General features: G+C 54.7%; 14 protein-coding genes. 6 read left to right on the top strand and 8 right to left on the bottom strand.

The window, feature by feature from the left end; translation table 11 throughout:
• Positions 1-21: 21 nt before the first annotated feature.
• Genes AACY26_RS05410 through AACY26_RS05420 form a run of 3 tightly spaced genes read right to left on the bottom strand, consistent with a single transcriptional unit; the run spans position 22 to position 5496 of the window.
• Positions 22-1065: a TauD/TfdA family dioxygenase gene (locus AACY26_RS05410; protein ID WP_339511809.1), complete on the bottom strand. Its 1044-nt coding sequence runs from the start codon at positions 1063-1065 to the stop codon at positions 22-24.
• Between the two features lie 17 nt (positions 1066-1082).
• On the bottom strand, positions 1083-4520 hold the full coding sequence (locus AACY26_RS05415; RefSeq protein ID WP_339511811.1) for a condensation domain-containing protein: 3438 nt from the start codon (positions 4518-4520) through the stop codon (positions 1083-1085).
• Between the two features lie 7 nt (positions 4521-4527).
• On the bottom strand, positions 4528-5496 hold the full coding sequence (locus AACY26_RS05420; protein WP_339511812.1) for a TauD/TfdA family dioxygenase: 969 nt from the start codon (positions 5494-5496) through the stop codon (positions 4528-4530).
• Positions 5497-5750: 254 nt separating this feature from the next.
• On the opposite strand from AACY26_RS05420, the gene AACY26_RS05425 reads away from it, so the two are divergent.
• The 3 genes from AACY26_RS05425 to AACY26_RS05435 all read left to right on the top strand — a co-directional run bounded on the left by AACY26_RS05425 (position 5751) and on the right by AACY26_RS05435 (position 10545).
• Positions 5751-7814, top strand: coding sequence for a TonB-dependent receptor (locus tag AACY26_RS05425; RefSeq protein ID WP_339511814.1), 2064 nt, complete (start codon positions 5751-5753; stop codon positions 7812-7814).
• Between the two features lie 476 nt (positions 7815-8290).
• Entirely contained in the window at positions 8291-9067 is a 777-nt protein-coding gene (locus AACY26_RS05430; protein WP_339511816.1) for a thioesterase II family protein, read from the top strand.
• Positions 9068-9135: 68 nt separating this feature from the next.
• Positions 9136-10545, top strand: a complete 1410-nt coding sequence (locus tag AACY26_RS05435; protein WP_445261288.1) for a diaminobutyrate--2-oxoglutarate transaminase — start codon at positions 9136-9138, stop codon at positions 10543-10545.
• Between the two features lie 351 nt (positions 10546-10896).
• Here the strand turns inward: AACY26_RS05435 and AACY26_RS05440 are convergent, their stop codons facing one another.
• Together AACY26_RS05440 and AACY26_RS05445 are read right to left on the bottom strand one after the other, a co-directional pair.
• A complete protein-coding gene (locus AACY26_RS05440) occupies positions 10897-12201 on the bottom strand; it encodes a HipA domain-containing protein (protein WP_339511820.1) in 1305 nt (434 codons plus the stop codon).
• A complete protein-coding gene (locus tag AACY26_RS05445; RefSeq protein ID WP_339511822.1) occupies positions 12201-12515 on the bottom strand; it encodes a transcriptional regulator in 315 nt (104 codons plus the stop codon). Before AACY26_RS05445 ends, AACY26_RS05440 begins: the two co-directional genes overlap by 1 nt.
• 979 nt (positions 12516-13494) lie before the next feature.
• Between AACY26_RS05445 and AACY26_RS05450 the strand changes: the two genes are divergently transcribed.
• Both AACY26_RS05450 and AACY26_RS05455 read left to right on the top strand, forming a co-directional pair.
• The gene (locus AACY26_RS05450) at positions 13495-14406 is read left to right on the top strand and encodes a bestrophin family protein (RefSeq protein ID WP_339511824.1); all 912 of its coding nucleotides are present in this window, start codon (positions 13495-13497) and stop codon (positions 14404-14406) included.
• Positions 14407-15160: 754 nt separating this feature from the next.
• Positions 15161-16417 (top strand): OprD family porin, encoded by a 1257-nt coding sequence (locus AACY26_RS05455; protein WP_339511826.1) that lies wholly within the window; start codon positions 15161-15163, stop codon positions 16415-16417.
• Between the two features lie 161 nt (positions 16418-16578).
• Here AACY26_RS05455 and AACY26_RS05460 read toward each other — a convergent pair whose 3' ends face one another.
• From AACY26_RS05460 to AACY26_RS05470, 3 genes are read right to left on the bottom strand one after another with little or no spacing between them, the layout of a single operon-like run.
• Complete coding sequence (locus tag AACY26_RS05460; RefSeq protein WP_339511828.1) at positions 16579-18000, bottom strand: CitMHS family transporter; 1422 nt, start codon at positions 17998-18000, stop codon at positions 16579-16581.
• Between the two features lie 18 nt (positions 18001-18018).
• A complete protein-coding gene (locus AACY26_RS05465) occupies positions 18019-18723 on the bottom strand; it encodes an RraA family protein (RefSeq protein WP_339511830.1) in 705 nt (234 codons plus the stop codon).
• 1 nt (position 18724) lies between these two features.
• Entirely contained in the window at positions 18725-19615 is an 891-nt protein-coding gene (locus tag AACY26_RS05470; protein WP_339511832.1) for an NAD(P)-dependent oxidoreductase, read from the bottom strand.
• Between the two features lie 230 nt (positions 19616-19845).
• On the opposite strand from AACY26_RS05470, the gene AACY26_RS05475 reads away from it, so the two are divergent.
• On the top strand, positions 19846-21813 hold the full coding sequence (locus AACY26_RS05475; RefSeq protein WP_339511834.1) for a sigma 54-interacting transcriptional regulator: 1968 nt from the start codon (positions 19846-19848) through the stop codon (positions 21811-21813).
• Positions 21814-21992 lie beyond the last annotated feature (179 nt).

The following is a 21992-nucleotide window of genomic DNA, read 5'->3' on the forward strand; positions in this document are numbered from 1 at the left end:
GTGGCGGCACCCATTGAAAGATCAAACAGCGACGTCACCTTGCAGCAGGGCTTCAGCCATGCCAGTGAGGATGGCGCGCTTGCCGGTAAAGGGTTCGCGACCGTGTACCGCGAGCATGTTGTCGATAAAGAGCACGTCGCCCTGTTGCCAGCTGAACCGCACCAGTGAGTCGAGGTAAGCGGCTCGTAATGACTCCAGCACCTCTGGCTCGATCACTTCGCCGTCGCCGTAGAAAGTGTTGGTCGGCAGGTCGAGATCGGTGAAGTTGCTTTGCAAGGAGTCACGAATAGCCGGTGGCAGGGTGCTGATATGGAAAAAGGTGGCATGGTTGAACCAGACTTCTTCGCCAGTGCGCGGATGGCGCACAACTGCAGGGCCGCGCTGACGGGTTCGCAGGCGGTTGTTGGCTTTCCATTCCACTTCGATGCCGACAGTGGCGCAGTAGCTTTCCACTTCGTCACGGTCTTCGGACTGGAACACGCTTTGCCACGGCAGGCCGAATCCATCGCCGTAGTTGCGCACGTAGAGCACGCCTTTTTCACGAAAGCGGGCTTCGATTTCCGGGCTGATCCTTGCTTTCACCGCGCGGGTCGAACCAATCGGGGTTTCGCCGCCGGTTTCGGATGGGGTCTGGCAGTAAAAGAACAACCGCAGCGGGAAACGTGGCGAGTACGAATGCTCGTTGTGCGGAAATATCATCTGGTCGGCCGGGTAATCGGTCGAGGTGTAGATGTTGCCGCCAACCCGGGTGCGCGGGGAGGCACGAAACATATACTCCAGCGCCCCAGGGGAGAGTGCGGCGATCACCTGATCAAACTGTTCCACCGACTGCACCGAAAACCCGCGAAACAGCAAGGCGCCGTATTGCAGCAGCTTGCTCTCCAGACTTTCACGTTCACCGGCCGCCCAGGCGGCCAGATCGACACCGCTGACACTCGGCTCAATCACCAACGGCAAGGCATGATCCGGGCTGAGCAGCCGCTCGCTGACCAACTGTTGCGAGACATTCATGGCTTTACGGCGCACGCCGCCAAGAGCGCGAGACGGTGGGGGCACGATAGACATAAAGGCATCCAACTCGGTTAGAGGGTCAAGGAGCGGCGTTTGGCTTGCAGCAACGAGCTGCGGCCGGCTAGCGCACGGGATTGCTGTTGTTCACGCTGGAATTCTTGATCCCAGTTGGCGAGTCGGTCAGCCACTTTCGACAATGGCTGGTCCAGCAGCTTGTGGCTCTCATCCAACAGGCGTGTCCACAGCTGTTGCAGGCGCAGGGCCCGGTTCTGATCGAAGAACTGAGCGCGGAACTTTAGTGTCGCCTCGATACCCTCGCTGCCATGGACCAGGTCAAGCACCAGATGGAAATCTCCCGGCGCTTGCGCCACTTCAAGCCCGGTCATCTGTGCACCGGCGATAGCAGTCGGTGTCACTCGGGAAGGCTGGTAGTTAAGCTTGACTTGAAACAGCGGCGAATGACCGGGACGACGTTGCGGTGCCAGCGCCGAAACCACCAGGTCGAATGGCAGGTCCTGGTGGGCATACGCCAGTCCCGCCTGATCGCGGACCTGCTTGAGCAAGGCTGCGAAAGTCGGATCGCCGCGCAGGTCGCAACGCAAGGTCAGCTGGTTGACGAAGAAGCCAATCACCTCGTTGTGCTCGGCCAATGGACGCCCGCTGACATCAGTACCCAGCAGGAACTGTTGCTGTCCACCTAATTGCTTGAGCACCAGTTGATAGCTCGCCAGCAGCAACATAAACAAGGTCATGCCTTGCTCACGGGCGAGGGCTGAAAGGGTTTCGCAACTGGACTGAGCGAGTATGAAGTTGAGGCTGTGGGCGCCATGGCCCGATCCAGTTCCGCCCAGTTCGATGCTTTGCGGTATATCCGCCAGATGTTCGCGCCAGAAGTCTTGTTCCGCCGCGATCCGTGCGTCGCTCCAGTGTTCGGCTTCCCAAAGGGCGAAATCCAGGTACTGCGGCGGCAACTCGGCAGTGGATGTACCGGCCAGTTCCGCCAGCAGCAGTTGCGCCGAGCGTCCGTCGAAGGCGATGTGATGCAGGCTTAGGAGCAGGTCGTGCTGTTCATCGTCGCGGCTGAGCAATTGCGCGCGTAACAACGGCCCGTGCTCAAGATCAATCGGTGTCGCCTGTTCCCGGGCCAGGCAATCAGTGAGCGCTTGTTGTTGCAGCGCTGCGGGTTGATCGCGCAGGTCGTGCCAATTGAGCGCCACAGCTTCAGTCGGCAAAATCCGTTGCTGCGGACCCTTGACCCCATCGTTATAGACGGTGCGCAATACGCGGTGGCGATTGACCAGCGCATTGAGTCGCGATGCCAGGGTTTCGGTGTCAAGGGCGCCTTGCAGGTTCAGGTGCAATACCAGGTTGTGTTGGGTATCGCCGGGATTCAGTTGGCGCAGGAACCACAGACGGCTTTGGGCAAAGGATTGACGGCCTTGCTCTTGGCTGGCGTGGCGGCGTTCTGGCAAGGTGTTTTCAGGGGGCGACGTGGGTTCGGCGAGGAAGTCCAGCAGTTCCTGCGCCCAGTCGGCCAGGGTTTGCTCGCCGAACAGTTGTTGCGTGTTCAGGTTCCAGCCCAGATCCTTGTGCAAGCGCGCGGTGAAGTCGGCAATGCTGATGGAATCCAGGCCCAAGCCGATCAAACTCTGGTTGAAGTCGACCGCCAGATACGGATTGACCTCGCGCAGTGTCTGTTCCAGCCATTGGCGGCAAACGGGCAGGGCGGGAGTAGACGCATTGGCAACAGACTCGAAAAGCTGTGCAAGGCTGAGGCGCGCGCAAGTGTCCGAGGTTTGGCCGCCGTGCTGGGCAATAATGGACAAGGTGCCCGCGGCCAACTGCTTGCGGGCGCCTTGCCGGGCGATCTTGCCGCTGGTGGTCATCGGGATGGTGCCAGCTTCCACTAACACGATCTGATCGATGCCACATTCGGCGGCGTCACGGACTGCGTTTTGCATCGAAGCAAACAGCGCCGGGTGATGCGCAGGATCGACGAATTTGCGTTGCGGTTCGGCGACAATCACCAGTTTTTCGCGGCCCAGGTGCGGGTCCATCTCTGAGAAAGCGGCAATGCGCCCGGTGCGGATGCCCGGCTCGGCATCGGTAATGGCAAATTCAATATCGTGAGGATAGAGGTTGCGGCCATTAAGAATCAGCAGGTCCTTGAGCCGGCCGCAAATCACCACTTGGCCTTCATGCATAAAGCCCAAGTCGCCGGAGCGCAGATAATGCCCGGATTCACCGATGATGCGCGCTTCAAATGCCTCGCGACTGGCCTCTGGGTTTTTCCAATAGGCTTCAGCATTGCTCGGCCCGCTTAGCCAGACTTCGCCGATGCAATCAGCGTCGCAGCGCTCATGGCTCTGTGGGTTGACGATGGCGATATCGTGCAGGGCTTGCGGATAGCCGCAGGCAACAAATTCCACAGCCGGAGCTTCGCTTGTCGCCAAGGCGACGCGGCCGGTTTCCAGCACGGACTTGTCCAGGCGCAGCACCACGGGCGCGGCATCGGCGGGTGTGGCGCTGACACACAGAGTGGCTTCAGCCTGACCATAACCGGGACTGATCGCCAAGGGGTTAAGGCCGCAAGGGGCGAAGCGCTGGGCGAAGGCTTCCAGTGTAGCGGGGTGAATGGGTTCGGCGCCGTTGATCGCATGTTTCCAAGTGCTGAGGTCAAGCTGAGCGATCAGGTTGTCGCTGACAACACGATTGCACAGTGCATAGGCGAAGTTGGGGGCAAAACTGGCGGTGGCGCGGTAACGGCTCAAGGCCTGCAACCAGGTGGATGGGGCGTTGACAAAGGTTTGTGAGGCCAGCAGATAGCAAGGCATACCGCTATACAGCGGCGCCAACAAACCACCGATCAAACCCATGTCGTGGTACAGCGGCAGCCAGTTGACCATGCCGCCATGTTCATCAAAGCCGTAAGCCTGGCGCATCAGTTCAACATTGGCGATCAGGTTGCGCTGGCGTACTTCGACACCCTTGGGCGTGCCGGTGGAGCCGGAGGTGTATTGCAGGAAGGCGACAGTTGCACCGTCAACATAGGGGCGCTTCCAAGCACTGGCTGGCGGTGTGCCGAGATCCTCGACCGTCAACACATCAATCCGGTTTTCGACCAGCTCCCGCAGGCTCTGGCAGTGATCGGGCGGAGCAAGAATCAGCCCAGGTTCGGCGTCGATCACAACATTGCGCACGCGATCCAAGTGGCGCGGTTTACGCGAAGGTGGCGGAAACAGCGGCACAGCGATCATGCCGGCATACAGGCAGGCGCAAAAGGCGCGGGCGTAGTCGAGGCTGCTGGGCAGCATCAACAATACGCGTTCTCCCGGCGCATAGCGCGACTGCAGCGCAGCTGCCAGAGACTGGCTCTGTTCATGCAACTGGGCAAAGGTCAGGGACTGGCCGATCTCGATACCGTCGGGCAAGAAATGCAAGGCTGCGCGCTCGCCGAAATCTGCAGCATTGTTTTCCTGCACTTCGATCCAATGATTAAAAGAGAACATATGCAATTCACGCCATGGCAACGATGACTTTGCGGTCACCGGTGTAAGGATTACGGCCGTGTGCGACCAATCGATTGTCGAGCATCAGGATGTCGCCGGGCTGCCAGGGGAAGCTGATGGCGGTCTGGCGATACACCTCGCGCACGCTGTCGAGCACTTCGTCAGGGATGGGTGAGCCATCACCGAAATACACGTGACGTGGCAAGTTTTCTTCACCTACGGCTGCGAGCAGACTGGCGCGCACACTGGGCTCGATGGCCGATACGTGGAACAGGTGCGCCTGGTTAAACCAGACCCATTCACCCGTCTCGGGATGCTGCAGCACGGCGGAACAACGCTGGCGGGTGCGCAGTTCGCCGTCGTCTTTCCATTGCCACTCGATGTCGTTATCAAGGCAGTAACGTTCGACCTGAGCGCGATCCTCGGTGTTGAATACTTTCTGCCAGGGCAAATCCAGTGCGCCGCTGTAGTTGCGCACGTACAGCAGATCGCGGCTGGCAAAGAGTTCGCGGATCTCGCTTGGCATGCGCTGATAGACCAAGCGGCTGTCCGCTATAGGCGTTTCGCCACCGGTTTCACTGGCCTTGATGCAATGGAACCAGATGCGCGAAGGCCAAGGCCGGGTGTAGGCCTGCTCGTTGTGCAAGGGGATAAATTGATGAGCCGGATATTCGGTGGAGCTGTACACACCGGCGAAGACCTTGCTGCGCGGCGTGGAGCCAAACTCATAGCTGGCCAGCGGGGCGCCGAAGCTGGCGGCGAAACGCTTGAAATCAATGGGAGTGGGGACGTTAAAACCACGAAACAGCACACCGCCAACGGTGCTCAAACTGTGGTCTAGGGTATTGCGAATCGATGCATCCAGATCCTGAATAGACTGTCCAGCAGTTGCCTGTATCAGTACTGGCAGGCTCGCAACCGTCGCAGTTGTGGATAAAGGTTCGGAACGCCTGCTCAGGTGTTCGATTGAAGTCATCCTCGCGCATCCTTTTTGTCTTATCGCAGTCAGGCACGGTGGCGTTGGCAAACCTAGAAAACTTGGCAGAGGTCGCTACGCTTAATGCGGCTGATATGTATTCTCACCGATCCAGGGTGGCATATTTATTACAAATGAGATTAATTATCAATCTTGTTAGTGTCATTTTTTAGGATTAGACTGGCGACAGCTGGGGGGCATCAGCGTTCAAGACAAAAGAAAAAATACTTATGTTTGCCAAAGGAGAACGGGGCGTGAATTTCAAGAAAAATACAATCGCACTGGCTGTGGGGTCGGCCGTATGCCTGGCCAACAGCGGCGTATGGGCGGCCGAGGAGACTAACTCGGTGGAGTTGGCTCCAGTCACTGTTACAGGTGAAAAAATCAACCGCAGCCTGGAGCAAACCCAGTCGAGCGTGGCGGTGTTTACCGAGCAACAACTGCGCGAGAAGCAGGATCACGACCTGATTGATGTGTTCGCTCGTACACCGGGCGTCTACAACCAGTCCGGTAACGAAAACTGGGGTATCCGTGGCGTACCTGTTTCTGGTTTCGATGACCAGGGGCCAGCCGCTCTAAACGGTGCGGTTTCGGTGTTCGTCGACGGCGCCGTGCAACCGAACCGCACACTGACTCTCAGCCCCGTACCGCTGTGGGATGTGGAGCAAGTCGAAGTGTTTCTCGGCCCGCAGTCCACCACCCAAGGCCGTAACTCCTTGGCCGGCGCGGTCGTTATCCAGACCAAGAACCCAACCTTTGAACCGAGTTTTTCCGCACAAGCCAATGGCGGTAACTATAACGAGCGGGGCGGGGCGGTCGCAGGGGGCGGTTCGATCATTGACGGCAAGATTGCCGGCCGTATCGCCGTCGACTATCAGGAAGGCGATGGTTATATCGAGAACCTGTTCAATGGCGATGATGCCAACAAGACTCGCACCGCAAACACGCGCGGCAAGTTACTGATCTTGCCCAACGATGATACCGACGTGCTGTTGACCTATGCCCACGGTGAAAGCCGCAAGGGCGACAATTCAGTCATCCGTCAGGGCGACAGGGTTCGTTATTACAAAATCGACTCCAACACCGAGGCCTACGACAAGCTCAAGCAAGACACCTTCAGCGCCAAGGTCGATTACCGCCTGGATAATAGCTGGTCCATTACCAGCCTCACGGCCAATACCGATTCGGACTACGACGCTCGCCTGGACTTTGACCAGTCGTCCTCCTCGGACCAATTCGTATTGCGCCAGCAGGAGGGTGGCCTGTTCAGTCAGGAACTGCGCCTGAACTACGATGGCGACACGGTGAAAAGTTTTGCTGGCCTCTATTACGGCCACAACACCAACGACTTCCACGACCGTTTGTTCTTTGGTGATAGATTGTTCGGCGTCGTCAAAGGTGACACCACCATCGAAAACAAGGCCGTGTTTGGTGAAGTCAACTGGACCTTCGTTCCGCGCTGGACCTTGATCACCGGCCTGCGCTACGACCACGAAACCAACGATACCAACGTCAAGCAAGATGACTTCTCCGAGCCAGGCAAAGACAAGCAGACCGCTGATGCAGTCCTGCCGAAACTCGGTCTCGATTATGAGCTGGCTGCCCACCAGTACCTGGGGTTCATGGTGCAGCGCGGCTATCGCGGCGGTGGCGTAAACGTTCGCGCTGGTAGCGGTCACGAAGCCTACGATCCGGAATACACCACCAACTACGAGTTGTCTTACCGGGGTTCGTTCATGAATCAAACCCTGCGTACCCGCGCCAACCTGTACTACACCGAGTGGAAAGACCAGCAGGTCAGCGTGCTCAATCCACAAACCGAGTATCTCGACGTATTCAACGCCGGTCGCAGTGATATCAAGGGCTTGGAAGTTTCTGTCGAAAAAGACTTCGGCGAACAGTTGACCCTCAACGCCGGTGCCTCCATCACCGATGGCGAATACAAGGACTTTGTCACCAGCGACGGCCGCGACATGAGCGGCGAAGACTTTCTGTTTTCGCCTAAGTACAAGATGACCATGGGCGCCACCTATCGCTGGAATGATCGCGTGACCCTGAATACCGACGTTGTCTATCAGAGTACCTCGCCTTCGGAATATGAGTTCGACGCCGCCGGTAAGGTCATTGACGAATACAAGAGCGACAACTATTGGCTGGCTAACGTCAATGCCGAGTACAAAGTCACCAAGAACGTCGCAGTTTCGGGCTACGTGAAAAACGTCTTCGACAAGGAATACATCACCAACAATCGTAATGACGACATCATTGATGCCGGCGCCCCGCGAACGCTGGGTGTGATTCTACGTTACGACATGTAAAACCCTGGACGCGGGGAAGCCAATTCTCCGCGTCCGCTTTCACCGCAGTCTGAATTCCTCTGGATTTCCCCGGCAGCTTTCAAGCTCAATCAGGCTTGCTTTCAGAATCATCATCTCGGTGCGATAGAGCACTGCCGTGCACTTGAACCACTCCCGCCTCAGTGCCAGAAACGATGCGCGCTGTTATGACCATTGCCACCTCGGCTGTTAACCAATCATTCGATCCGATCACAGCCATAGCCAGTCTGTCGGCGAGGGTTGCGCATTCGCCTGTGGTGGGCTTTTAGCGCACTTGATGATGCATAGAAAGCGTTCTATCGAACCCTTGATCTAGATGATTCGGCAGTAGAAGCGGGGGATTCGCGTTAAATTATTATTTAAAACGAATGATAGGTATTATCATTCGCATTAGATTGTGTTTAGATTAGGCATACGCTCGGGCGAACCATCAACTGCCTGCCAAATTAAGGACGCAAATGCCTGCTTCCCCCAATCCTTGGTTTTCGCTGTTGCGCGGCGCATCTGCAGCCAGAATACGACTGTATTGCTTCCCTTATGCAGGGGCCGGGCACACTGTGTATCAGCATTGGCGGACTCAGTTGCCAGCGGAAATCGAGTTGGCCCTGATTAAGCTGCCGGGGCGCGGCGAGCGCTTCGGTGAACATCCGGCCACATCGCTTGATGCGTTGGTCAGCATGCTGGCTCAGGCAATAGAGCATGCAGAGCAGGGGCCAGAACACTTTGCCTTCTTTGGCCACAGCATGGGCGCTCTGTTGGCCTTCGAGACCGCACGAACCCTGCAAAAGCGCGGCTTGTCGCCCAGTACGTTGCTGGTTTCCGCACGCACCGCACCCTCGGTTCATGGCTGGCGTGAGCGCCTGTCCGATCTGCCGGATGCGGCCTTTCTTGAGCATATCCGCAGCATGAATGGCCTGCCTGAAGAGCTGTGCGACAACCCGGAATGGCTGGCGTTATTCCTGCCGATCATTCGCGCCGATTTCGCCCTCTGCGAGAACTACAGTTATCGCCCCGAACAAGCTTTGACTTGTCCGATCAGCGTACTGGCCGGTCGCGACGATGCCAACGTGCCTCTGGCATTGCTTGATGCCTGGGCAATCGAAACCCAGGCGGGCTCTCAGACCCAGCTGTTCGAGGGCGGACACTTCTATCTATTCGAACGCGAGGCAGAACTGCTGAACCTGATTCAACACCAACTCGGCCCACAACGCCGGTCCTGGCATGCGGCTGTGTAAAGCCATGGGCTATCGCCCAGAAATCTTGCCACTCCCAAGGGAAATTTATCGTGGAATCTATCCAGAACCTGCCTCCGTCCAGCGCCACTTTTAACCTTGAACACTTCCGCCAACAAGGCCCGCGCGAGTTAAACAACAACGCTTACTTGCAGCGCCAGGCCGCCCGCGAATCCAATGCGCGCTCTTACCCGCGACGAATCCCGCTGGCGCTAAAGGAAGCCCACGGCCTTTATGTGCAGGACACTCAAGGGCAACTGTTTATGGACTGCCTGGCCGGAGCCGGAACCCTGGCACTTGGGCACAATCATCCGCAGGCTATCGCAGCCATGCGGCAGACTTTGGATTCTGGTTTGCCCCTGCATACCCTGGACCTGACTACGCCAGTCAAAGATAGCTTTGTCGAAACTTTATTCGCTGCCTTGCCCGCCAGCTTTGCCCAGCACGCCCGCATTCAGTTCTGTGGCCCGACCGGGGCCGATGGCATAGAGGCGGCGCTCAAATTGGCTCGTACTGCAACTGGGCGCAACCCGATATTGTCCTTCTCCGGCGGCTACCACGGCATGACCCATGGCGCATTGAGCCTGATGGGCAATCTGGGGCCCAAGCTGGCCTTGGGCGCAGCGATGGCGGAAGTGCAGTTCTTGCCTTATCCCTACGATTATCGCTGCCCCTTTGGCCTGGGTGGCGAGGCTGGGATAGACGCAGGTTTGCACTATATAGAGCAGTTGCTGAGCGACCCGGAATCCGGTGTATTACCCCCGGCAGCCGTGGTCGTCGAAGTCGTCCAGGGGGAGGGCGGTGTGATTCCCGCACCGCTACGCTGGTTGCAAGGCTTGCGCCACCTGACCCGCAAGTACGGGGTCACACTGATCATCGACGAGGTGCAAACGGGCCTGGGTCGAACCGGCAGCCTATTTGCTTTCGAACAAGCCAATATCGAGCCCGATATTCTGGTGCTGTCCAAGGCAATTGGTGGTGGCTTGCCGTTATCCGTACTGGTTTACCGGGAGGAACTGGACAGCTGGAAACCAGGCGCCCATGCAGGCACATTCCGTGGTAATCAAATGGCCATGGCTGCTGGCACAGCAACCTTGCGCCACATTATTAGCGAGAATCTGCCAGTCCATGCAGCCGCTATGGGCGAACGCTTGATAAACCAGCTGCGGCAATTGCAGGCTGACTATTCATGCATCGGTGATGTGCGTGGCCGTGGATTGATGGTTGGTGTAGAAATAATCGCCGCCGCTGATGGCAGTCGTGTGCCGCCGGCAAACTCGGCACTGGCCTCAGCCATACAGCAACAGTGCCTGCGCCTGGGCATCATCCTTGAGCTGGGCGGACGTCACGGTGCTGTGGTGCGTTTCCTGCCGCCGTTATTGATTCAGGCTGAAGAAATAGATTTGCTGGTGGAGCGCTTCCAACAGGCTTTGGATCAGGCGCTGGAAACAACCACGAGCAAAACACTGCAGATGGTTTAGTGTTTATGACAGGCAGCTCATGAGAGCTGCCTGTTGCCAGTCATATCCAAAAGCTACGATTCGCTGATGTACCAGGTTGCCAAGAGTCATCGTTCGCAAGCGGACAGACTCAAGAGCTTGAATCAATTGTTTGTTGTTCTTTAAAAATCAAAACAATGCTTAGCAGCAGACGTGAATTTGGCACGAGAGTGGCCTTCATTGAATATCTGTCACTTCGCATAATGTATATTATGTTAAATCAAGTATTCTGCTGCTATGTCATGACAGCCTTGTAACGACGCCTCCGCCTAGTGTGGCTTTCAGATCAAATACATCCCAGTATGGGTCATCAAGATTTACAGGCTCCGTCGTTCAGCCTTCAAGCTGCGCTGTCATCTCGTTGATGACGATTGCATTGATACCTCGCAGCAGCCGAATCTCGCCGGCTAAGGTAGGCCCAAGTTCAGGTCTGTTACGCAGCAGTTGTTCATTCTCTTGGATGACCTCATCCAACAACTTCGGGGCTTCTATGTCCACGCGCTCTACCAGCTTTTGAATGTTGTCACGCGCAGTTGTTGGCTTGATTCCCATGGATTCGCCAGCACTGACTAATAACGGCACGGAAATATCCAGCAGACGCTGCGCTCCATTAATTGGCCAGGCCAGCTCAGAATGAGCTGGCCACTGATCCTTCTCAAAAGCACGTGTGCCATACACCGCTGTGCACAGCAAGTCGTAGAACGGCGACAAATGCACAGTCTTTGCGGAGAGCAGGAAACTAAGGTTTTTCAGGTGTGCATCTTCATTGCCTACCAGCACGTTAAAGATCAACCATTGGAACAGCCGCAGCCTGGCCAGCGCTGCAGGCCTACACTGGTCGGCCAGATCTGCAATGCGCTCCATGCTTCCAGCGCTGTATTTGAATTCTCTGGAAAGCCCGGTTAATTGGCAGGCGTCGATACAGTGCAGGCGCGCCCATCCGTGCTCTTGTTCAAGCCGGTCAAAACGCGCAATAAGGTACACCGGTTGTGGTACATATAAGCGATGCACGCTAGGTACAGGTAACCCAACCCGCTCAGCCAGCTTCATCACGAACCATTCGTTGATTACGCTGTGTGGCCAGGAATCATCGGGGTGATCGGGCTTGAGTATATGGGTCGATGGCTCGCTCCCGGTTGGCTCAAATATCTGGCCATCTCTGTAAATGACAGCCACCTTGTGTTGCGCGCCCGCCAGGGACATCTTTTTGGCTGCCTGCTCGGCCAGGGGGATTCTAGGCATCGCCGTGATGCGTTTCGACAGTTCGGCGTCGGGCAGCGCCGCCATGCTTCCAGGCCCGGGCTTTTGCCCATGTGGTAAAAGCGTCAGGGAGCCGGCTGACTCAGCGCCGAAATGCTGCAGTAAGGCGAAGGCATCCTCAATTGCAACATGTGCGACTTTGGCGATGAGTTGCCGTTGCCCCTCCTCTGGCAACAGATTATCGAAATACCACTGCACTGGACGAGTCGTCGCACCGTCGCAATGCTCTTCGCTCTGGAGAGGAAGCAGTGGACACAAAGGATGACTAAACGGATCGGCCAGCCACTGTTCGCTGTAGCAAAAGGCCCATAAACCGTTGCTTTCACGCAGTGTGCCGACAAGCGTCTGGTTGATCCAGGCATTAAGTGCACGCTCCATCAGCCCGCCTCAGGCTTATTGAACTGGGCACTAGCTGCGGATTGAGCCGCTTTCTTCTGCGTGTCGGTGAGCACCTTTTGAATATCGTCAGCGAACTGCTCCGGGACCTCGATCGTTATCGACAGACCAAGCCCCTGCATCACTTGAAACAGCTTGCCCCACTGGACTGTTTCACCGCCACGCTCAACTTTTCCGAGGAAGTTTTCCGAGACGCCGATAATGCCTGCCGCATCGTCTTGGCGGATCTGCATGGCCTTGCGGCTGGCTCGTATGAGCCGCCCTACTTGCTCAGCAGATTCGATGTCGATTTTCATTTGAAGAACCTCTGGTCGCAGTCTTCTTACTGGATGCGGAAGGACAAAAAGTCCACACGCTTGTGTGGACTTTAGTCGAGCGGACCGCAGTTTTCAATAATTCCGCACGATCATGAGGTTTTATTTGACTTGCGACCAATAAAAACAATAATCCTCACGAATGTGAGGATTATTTGGCTGAACACTGAAGCAGCTGAATTTAAGCAAACTCAGGCTCCACTGCCCTCTTCGCACCATTACTGCCGCGAAGGCAAGGCACGCAAAAAACAGACGGCGTAGTCAAGCCTAAACCTGTCCATTAAAAGTCCGAAAATCGGGGCGCCTGCGGTCTGCCCGATAGCGATGCAAAGGAATCCAATCATCAGTCCCGTTGTGGGATGCTCAGGTAAAACCGAAACACCCCGAACCAGATAAACACCTGTAAGCATGATGTAGGCCGCCCCGAAAGCACAACTCCCGCACCTGTACCGGAATTAATAACAGTGTTGGTAGCTTCCTATCGCTCTGGTTCGACGACAGCGGCCACTGCGGCTCCCATGGGAGGCGAAGCCAAGCCGGTACATGATCCCACCAGCGTCACGGCACATGCGAGCCAAAGCGGAGATGGAGCCGTTGCAATGCCGGGCATGCCAATCACCGCAACGAGCGCTGCACCGACTGCAACGGCACTAGCAGCGAAGTGCTCAGTTAGATAGGCGGATAGCGATGCAATACGAGAATGGTTTTGCAGCTTGATCAAGTGTAAAAAAATATGACTGCAGCTCGGTGGTTGCCCACGAGTCAATTTTGAGCTTCGCTCAAGCTGGTGCAGGGGTTCAGCCCAAGCCCCTTCTGCAAACTGCAACCTATGTTCCAGTCTTCAATTGATCTGGCCGCTGTTAAATCATCCGAATCAGGTTGGCGATCGAACCTTTTGATTGCTTGAAGCGTCCGAGATAGAGCCTTGCATCGATGCTCAACACAGACCTGAGGTTTCAGTTTGAAAGCTGCCATCGCCAAAAAATATCGCCTGATTATCAAAACCCTTGGCTATGTAGGTTGGTCACTATTTTGGTTGTTGCTTTGGGACATCGCAGTCACTGTCGACTTCATGCTGTTTCTCGACAGCAAGATCAAGTTGCCGTTGATGCCTCTCAGCTTATTAGGCTCTGCACTGGTCGTGCTGATCAGCTTTCGCAACAGCAGTGCCTACAACCGCTGGTGGGAGGCGCGGACCTTGTGGGGCGCCATGGTCAACAGTTCACGCAGTTTTGCTCGCCAGGTTCTGGCGTTGCTGGATGACCTCGGCGATGAGGTCAACCCGATAAAATCAACGTTGCTGCGCCGCCATGTGGCCTATGTGAACTGTTTGGCAGCTCACTTGCGGGGCAAGCCATGCCCCAAAGAGGTCAATGCATTTATTCCTTTTGAAGAGTTTGCCCGCTGTGGCACCACCAACAACTTTGCCAACGATATTCTGAATGGCTCAGCAGCCTTGCTCGCTAAGGAATATAAGGCCGGGCGCCTGGATAGCATTCGCTTGGCGCGTTTGGAGTCGACTCTGGTTGATCTGTCCAACAGCCAAGGCGGAATGGAGCGGATTGCCAATACACCGCTGCCCTACCCTTATGTTTACTTTCCACGGCTGTTTATTTCGCTATTCTGCGTGATAGTGCCAATAGGCTTGGTGGAGTCGTTAGGCTGGTTCACGCCTGTGGCCTCCACTGTGGTGGGATTTATGTTGCTGGCAATTGAACAAATCGGTACTGACTTACAAAGTCCATTTCACAACAGCGAGCACCAGATCCAAATGGAATCCATCTGCGAAACCATTGAGATAAACCTGCAGTCAATGCAGCGTGATGCATTGGCAGGCCGGTATTGCTCGCTCACTGATACAACACTTGCTTAAAAGTCAGGCGGCTAAGGAACCTCTGAAAAACTACTGCGCTCGATATTACTGCGTTAAAAAACTGCTCAAAATGCTCATTTAGGCCAACTAAACTCCGCTTTTTCGCATTTTTTTGCCTTGTACTCTCGTCGCTCGCTACCTTTTTAAGAGGTTCCCTAAAGAGTTAGCGAGACTGAATAACATCCGCGCCCGCTAAGCAACCGCTGAAAACTACGGTGCTGGATATAACTGTGTTGAGGCGAAAACCCAAGGCAGCGATCATTAGCAGGCGTCGCAATAAAAACGCAAGAACCGTTTAATAGTTTCTGGCGATTATCGAACACTTGATTTTATGGCCATAAGGCGCATGTTAATAAAATAAGAGTGCATCCTGACGAACAATTCTTACTGCAGCAAACCACTGAGCCAAAAGAAAAAAACCGCCTGTTAAGGCGGTTAAAAAAACAAAGGATTGATGAACGGAGCACGCTGCACCGCTGATGCAAAGCAGTGCAGGTTCGTAAATTCATCAGCGACAGAATACAGAGCCAAAGAGACAAGCAACCATCATAGTTGCTGATAGTAAATATCATGTTCATCGAATAGATCGATTTTTCAATAAATGCTATTTATTTTCCGTCGCAACGAACGACCCGTAATTATAAAGATCAATGTGCAACTCCCCTGCCTTTTATGCCTAATGATATCAACCGGACCACGGGTGATGTTATGGGCCACACTGTGAACAACTATTAGAAGATCGCTAGGAGCAGCTATGTTCAATAAAACACTCATTGCAATCGCCTGTGCATGCAGCGCGATAGGGACCAGCGCTGCGTACGCCAGCGAGCAATCGGAATCCAAAGGATTTGTCGAAGACAGCAGCCTCAATGTGTTGCTGCGTAACACCTATTTCAATCGGGATTACAAAGACGGGGTCAATGACGCCAAAACCTGGGGCCAAGGCTTTATCGGCACCTTTGAGTCAGGCTTTACCCAGGGAACCGTTGGCGTTGGTGTCGATGCTTTCGGGTTGCTCGGTATCAAACTGGACAGCGGTCGCGGTCGTAACTATGGCGCAATGTTCGACACCTACAGCGACGGTCGCCCGGTTGACGATATCTCGCAAGCTGGCGCTGCAGTCAAACTGCGATTCTCCAACACCGTGATCAAGTATGGTAACCAGTTCCCTTCCCTGCCCGTTCTGGCCTATGACGACAGCCGCTTATTGCCACAGTCTTTCACCGGTACATTGGTGACCAGCAACGAAATTGAAGGCTTGGAACTCAATGCCGGGCGCTTTACCGCTGACAGCCCAATGGCTGACTCGTCACGGGACCCGAATCACTTGAAAAGCATTGATGTTGTCGGCGGCACTTACGCTGTGACCGAGAATATCGTCACATCGCTGTATTACTCCGATGTCGAGGATGAGTTCGAGAAATCCTACGTCAACCTCAACTACAACCTGCCGATCGCGGCTGAGCAGGCATTGAATTTCGATTTCAACCTGTACCACACCAAATACGATGACGGCTCGATTGCCGCCGCCGATTTTGGCGGTGATGGCGATAACGACCGCAATACCATCTGGAGCCTGGCAGCAAAATACAGCATCGGCGCCCACGCATTTATCCTTGCCCATCAGCGCAGCTCTGGCGATGCCGGTTACGCCTATGACTACGGCGATGGCGGTAGCACCATCTATTTGGCCAACTCTTACTACTCTGACTTCAACCTCAAGGACGAAAACTCCTGGCAGGCCAGCTACGAGTTGGACTTCAGCGAGTACGGCGTACCGGGCCTGCGCTATAAGTTTGCCTATGTACGCGGCGATAACATCGACAGCGGCACTGGCAGCGATGGCACTGAGCGTGAAATCTTTAACCAGGTCAGCTACGTGCTCCAAGATGGCCCGGCCAAGGATCTCTCCTTTCGTCTGCGCAACTCTATCTATCGCGCCAGCAACGACGTAGGGCCGGATCTGAACGAGGTTCGTGCCTTCATCGAATACCCGCTTAGCATCCTGTAAATGGTGTTCTGAGCCGTGGTACCCGGGACAGCCTGTTTAGACTTTAGGCTGTGAACTCGTTCCAAACTAAGTCACGAGACTGTACCCGGCATATACTAATGCCCAGTTCGCGGATTTTTCGTCTGCGACTTGGGCATTAGTTTCTTAAACGCTTTCGCTTGTCATCCCACTGGCAACTCACCAGTAACAATAGCTGTCACGATAAATATCCCGAACATCGGTAGCGACCATTTAAAAAACTCTTTCTGGTATTGGCCGAAGGTCATCTCTGTGCGATTCATCAGCAAGAACAGCCACGCCACTGTCGGGCTCGCGTAGCGCAGTGCCTGCCCCATAAACGAAGCGACACCAATCTCGGTCGGACTGATCCCGAACTGATACGCGATTGGGGCTACTACCGGAAGAATGCCAAAATAATAGGCATCCACTGGCAAGGCGTAGCAGGCAATTGCACCCAAGAACGCGAACATCAGCGCTGTGTGGCTACCCATTGACTCAGGGATCATCCCGGCAATGCTTTGGGCAACCGCAGCGGCCATGCCACTGCCGTTAAATACTCCCAAGAAGCAACCAGCGGCCATAATGATCGACGCGACGGCAATGGCGTCACCACCATTTGCAGTAATGCGGTCACGCTGTTCAGTAGCGCTGTAGTTCACTGCCAAAGCGATTGCAGTGCCAAGCATGAAGATGATTGCGCCACTTGCCCAACCGGCTAGCAAAACGACCAGCATTGCGATGGTCAAGGCCAGATTGAACAGGAACAATTTGGGGCGCTTGAATTCCTTGTCGTTCTCTTCGATGACCGTAACCATTTCCTCCACTTGTTGCGGAGTCACAATAGCCCGCTTGCCAGGCACATAGCCGAGACGCTCACGCTCCTTGCGACCCATGAGGTACGCCATGAAGAAAACATAAACGAACGACACCCCAAGAATCGGCAGAATCGCCACGAACAGGCTATTCACCTCTAGGTTGAGTACCGCAGCCGCACGTGCCAGCGGCCCTCCCCAAGGCAGGCAGTTACCCAAGCCACAAGGCAAGATAATGAGCATCGCCAGATTCGAAAGCTTCATTCCCATCTGTTTGTAAAGAGGCAGGAAGGCACTGGTGATGATCAAGATAGTCGTAGTGCCATCACCGTCGAGGGTCACTACAGATGAGGTGAACGCGGTGACCAGAATAATCTTTAGTGGGTCACCGTTAGCCTTGCGTATCAGGAAAGTACACAAGGGGTCGAACAGTCCAACGTTCATCATCAGACTGAAATACAGGATGGCGAAGAGAATCATCACCGTCGGATTAATGGTGCCCAGCGACACCTTCCCCTCTGTATCGGTCGAGTAGAAAAGACCGTTTTTAACCCAGGTGATCAGGGTTTCGATGGGAACGCCGATGGCCAGACAGGTCAAAACGCCAACGACCAATGAAACGACGATAAGGCCTGTAAAAGGTGAAAGCTTTTGCTTAATGACCAAGATCAGAAACGAAACGATCAATAAATAGCCGAGAGCAGTTAGCATCCATGTATCTCCCAATTTTATTTTTATAGGGCGCAAGCAATTGAACTGGAAGCCGAGCAATACGGCTTCCGCAAGGCATTAACTGTGTTTGAGAAGCGCTGTCACCCAGGCGGGTGCCAATTCAGGCAGCGGCTCACCATTGGTGCGGCAGCGGGCATATTGGTCGATGACTTCTCGGCGTTGTGCTTCATAGGCATCCTTCTTCTCCGATGCTTCGAGCACTTCAAGCAAACGGGCACGAGGCACCACAGTCACGCCATCGTAATCGCCAAACACTAAATCACCAGGCGCGACCTCAACACCGGCGCAGAATACAGTGACGTTTATCTTGCCGGGACCTTGCTTGGCCGGGCTGCGCTGCATAAAGCCCTTGGCGTACACCGGAATATTCAGATTCGCTAATGGCACCTTGTCACGCACACAACCATCAATAACCAGACCGTTTAACCCGACCGCTTGGGCCGCGCCTGCCATCAGATCACCAATATAGGCACGGTCACGGCAGTCTTTCCCTGCCACCACTAGCACATAGCCTGGCTGTCCTTGGTAGATGGCCAGGTGAATGGGGAAATTGTCACCCTCTTCGGTATCGACCGTACAAGCCGTGCCAAGCATGATCTTGCCTTCATCCAATGGCATGAGGTTGTTATCCATGCAGCCATTACGCGGGATGCCAAGGCTCTGCATGCCGTCACAAAGTTGTGCCGGGCTGAGCTTGCGAAAGCGGTTCAGGATATCTTCGGGAATTAATTCTGGCAGCGCTAAATAATGCTCTGTATTCACGTTAGGAGACCTCAGATTTACGGGTGAGATGGGCAATGGCATCGCGATAATTCAGGTCACTGCCGCCCGGCCCCAGCAGACTGGCCCAGTCACGCGTGGCGAGCTTTTCCAGTTGATTACGGGTCGCAATGGACATGCTGGCATCAACACCAACGGACTCGAGGGTCGCCACCACATCGTCGAGTTCGGCACCACGACGCTTGGCATGGATCAAGGTGCGGGCGGTGAAGGTCGTGGCCAGTTGTTCAACGGTTTTACCGTTGAGTGAGTCGCCCAGCGAGGCAATTAGGGTATCGAGCACACCGAATCGCTCGGCGCCTTGAAAGGACTCCAAAAGCAGTTGCGGTAGGCCTTTCATAACTACACTCTTGAGCATTTTGATGGCCGACGCTGCACCAGGCGCAGCATCCAGTACGGTAAGGCGCATTCCGCGCGGCGTGAAAGCCTGCTCGAACGCTTGCGCCGCACTCCCCGCCAACAGCATTGGGACACGATGGTTATTGCCAGGCACTGTGCCCATTACCGCGATATCGCAGAAACCGACACCAGCGGCGCGCGGTAATTGCTCGATGGCTTGTTTGACGGCAGGTGCAGCTGAGTTCATGTCAACATAATGTTGCCCCGACTTCAGCAGTGGGAGGATGCGCTCGGCTAATGCAAGTGCACTGGTGGCACTGGTCAGGCAGATGATGAAGCGTGCATCACAGCAGGCTTCTTCCAAGGTATCGAACAAGGTGATCTGTGCCTGTGCAGCTCGCTGTTGGATCAAAGGTCCGGTTTTTGGGTCATCCTTGTAGGCGTCGAATGCCCCAAGACGGATATTTCCTTCTGCGCTCAGGCCCATCGCAATATGGTAAGCAGCTTCGCCGAAACCGATGAATACCAGTTCCATAAATGATCTACCTCTTATTTGATCTTATTTACCATGAGGTAGAGCAAGGCATATGCCAGCGAAATGCATACAGGCTTCGCTGAACCATAAAAAAATAAATAATCTTTTAAAATCAGATATCTATTGAGGCTTTTGAGGTTTGCATATTGTTTGAGCGGAGTAAAAGCGTAGGCTTGGATATTTCATATCACTTCATTTCATTAACCCCCAATGAAACAAATAAGAATTAAATGAAATCTGAAAACCCTGCGTTGTTTCTGAAATCTGTGGCTGATCGTATTGCTGTGATTGCACCTTCCAGCACCATGACAAAGGTGATGCATGACAGCTTGCGGGCACGTCAGTTAACGCTGCCTATAGTCGAAGCAGCCCAAGATGATGCTATTCGAGCTGCGCGACAATTGATCGATAACGGCGCCGTGGTGCTAATCAGTCGTGGCAAGACAGCTCTTATGCTTCGCGAGCATTTTCGCGTCCCGATCGTTGAGGTCAAACACACCTTCTTCGATTGCATCAACACTTACGAAAGAGCTTCGCGAATCTCGACAAAGATTGCATTTCTAGCCACGTCTGAGGGCTATGCCAGAATTCTGGAGAAATCACGCCCTTTTATGCCGGGCGCTTCGATCTGCCTCATCGACCCGCTTGGTAGTACACAAAGTACCGAATCCATGCTTGATGAGTTGCTAGCGCAAGGCATCGAAGTCGCAATTGGCGGGCTATCCCTCGAACAGCCGGTCAAGTCGCGCGGTATGCATTACGTCATGTCAGACTCCGACAGTGACTCTGCTGTCGAGGCCATAGATGAGGCACTTCACCTGTTACAGATAGAAGATGAACGCCAGGTCCAACGTCAGGAGTTGCAACGCCGCTACGAGATGATCCAGTCCATTCTCGATTGCGTAACCGAGGGCATATTCAGCATCGACAGCACGGGCGTGGTGACTCGCATGAATAGTGTCGCCAGAACGTACCTGAGCACAGTCAACTGCGGCGATGCAGTTACCGAGTTGCCGTTTCATAGCTACTTCGAACAGGCACTGCTGCAGGGTAAAGCGGTGCGAGGCGCGCTGATAGAAGTCGGTCGGTTATCCCTGACACTGAGCATTGCGCCGATCATGTTGGACAGCCACGTAATCGGCGCCGTCGCTACATTGCAAAGCCAGACGGATATCAAGGCGATTGAACGGAAAATGCGTCTCGCACTGGCTGGCCAACACATGGCCGACAGCAAGTTTTCCGACATTATTGGCAGCAGCCCGGCGTTGCAAAAGGCCAAACGCCTGGCGATCACCTATGCAGGTGTCGACAGCACCTTGATGATCGAAGGTGAAACGGGCACCGGCAAAGAGCTGTTCGCTCAGGGCATTCACAACGCTTCAAAACGTCGTAATGGCCCTTTCGTTGCAATCAACTGCGCTGCGTTCGCCCCAGGTGTGCTGGAAAGTGAGTTATTCGGCTATGTCAAAGGCGCCTTCACCGGTGCCTCCAACGACGGCCGTGCTGGCGTTTTCGAACTGGCGCATACCGGTACGCTGTTTCTCGATGAGATCAGCGAAACTTCTGTAGATATCCAATTGAAACTCTTGCGCACGCTGCAAGAACGCAAGGTTATCCGCATGGGTGACGACAAGGTTACGCCAGTGGATATCCGCATCATTACAGCAAGCAACAAGCCTTTACCGGCATTAATCGCCAAAGGCCTGTTCCGTGAAGACTTCTACTACCGTATTTGCGTACTGAAACTCAGACTGCCGACCTTAAGCGAGCGCCGCGAGGATATTGCTGACCTGGTACAGCACCTGCTGCAAGACGCACCGGGTGACTTGATTGGCACCTGGCCTGAGTTGCTTCCTAGACTCTGCAATTACGATTGGCCCGGCAATGTTCGCCAGCTCAGTAATATCGTTGAGAGGCTGCGAGTGATGAGTCAGTGCAGCCCATTGACGCCCGATTGGCTGGAGGAAGCGCTTGATGACATCGCGCCTACGCCATCAACCATAGCCCCCACCACTCCAACACAGCGTATTCTCACGGAGAAAGAGATTCTATTCGCCGCGTTGGCTACATCCGCAGGAAATCGCCAAACCGCCGCTGAGCGGCTTGGCATCAGCACCACAACACTCTGGCGACGAATGAAAAAATACCTGGATGAGGATCCAGCCTGCTTTGATTCGGTTCGCTACCCGCAGGGCTAGGCAATGCATCTTAAATATCGCGCCTAGTGACGTCATTACAGTGACGAACCACCGTACTAAGCAACCAAGTCGGTTTCAGGACGTGAAAAGTCGCTCAGGCGCTATTTCCGGCTCACGTCAGTGGCAAGCTTAAAGCCAGCCTCGGACCAGGTGCACTCAAGATACTTGGCCGAAGCACA

This window comes from Pseudomonas sp. RL_15y_Pfl2_60, assembly GCF_963970595.1.
GTDB lineage: Bacteria > Pseudomonadota > Gammaproteobacteria > Pseudomonadales > Pseudomonadaceae > Aquipseudomonas.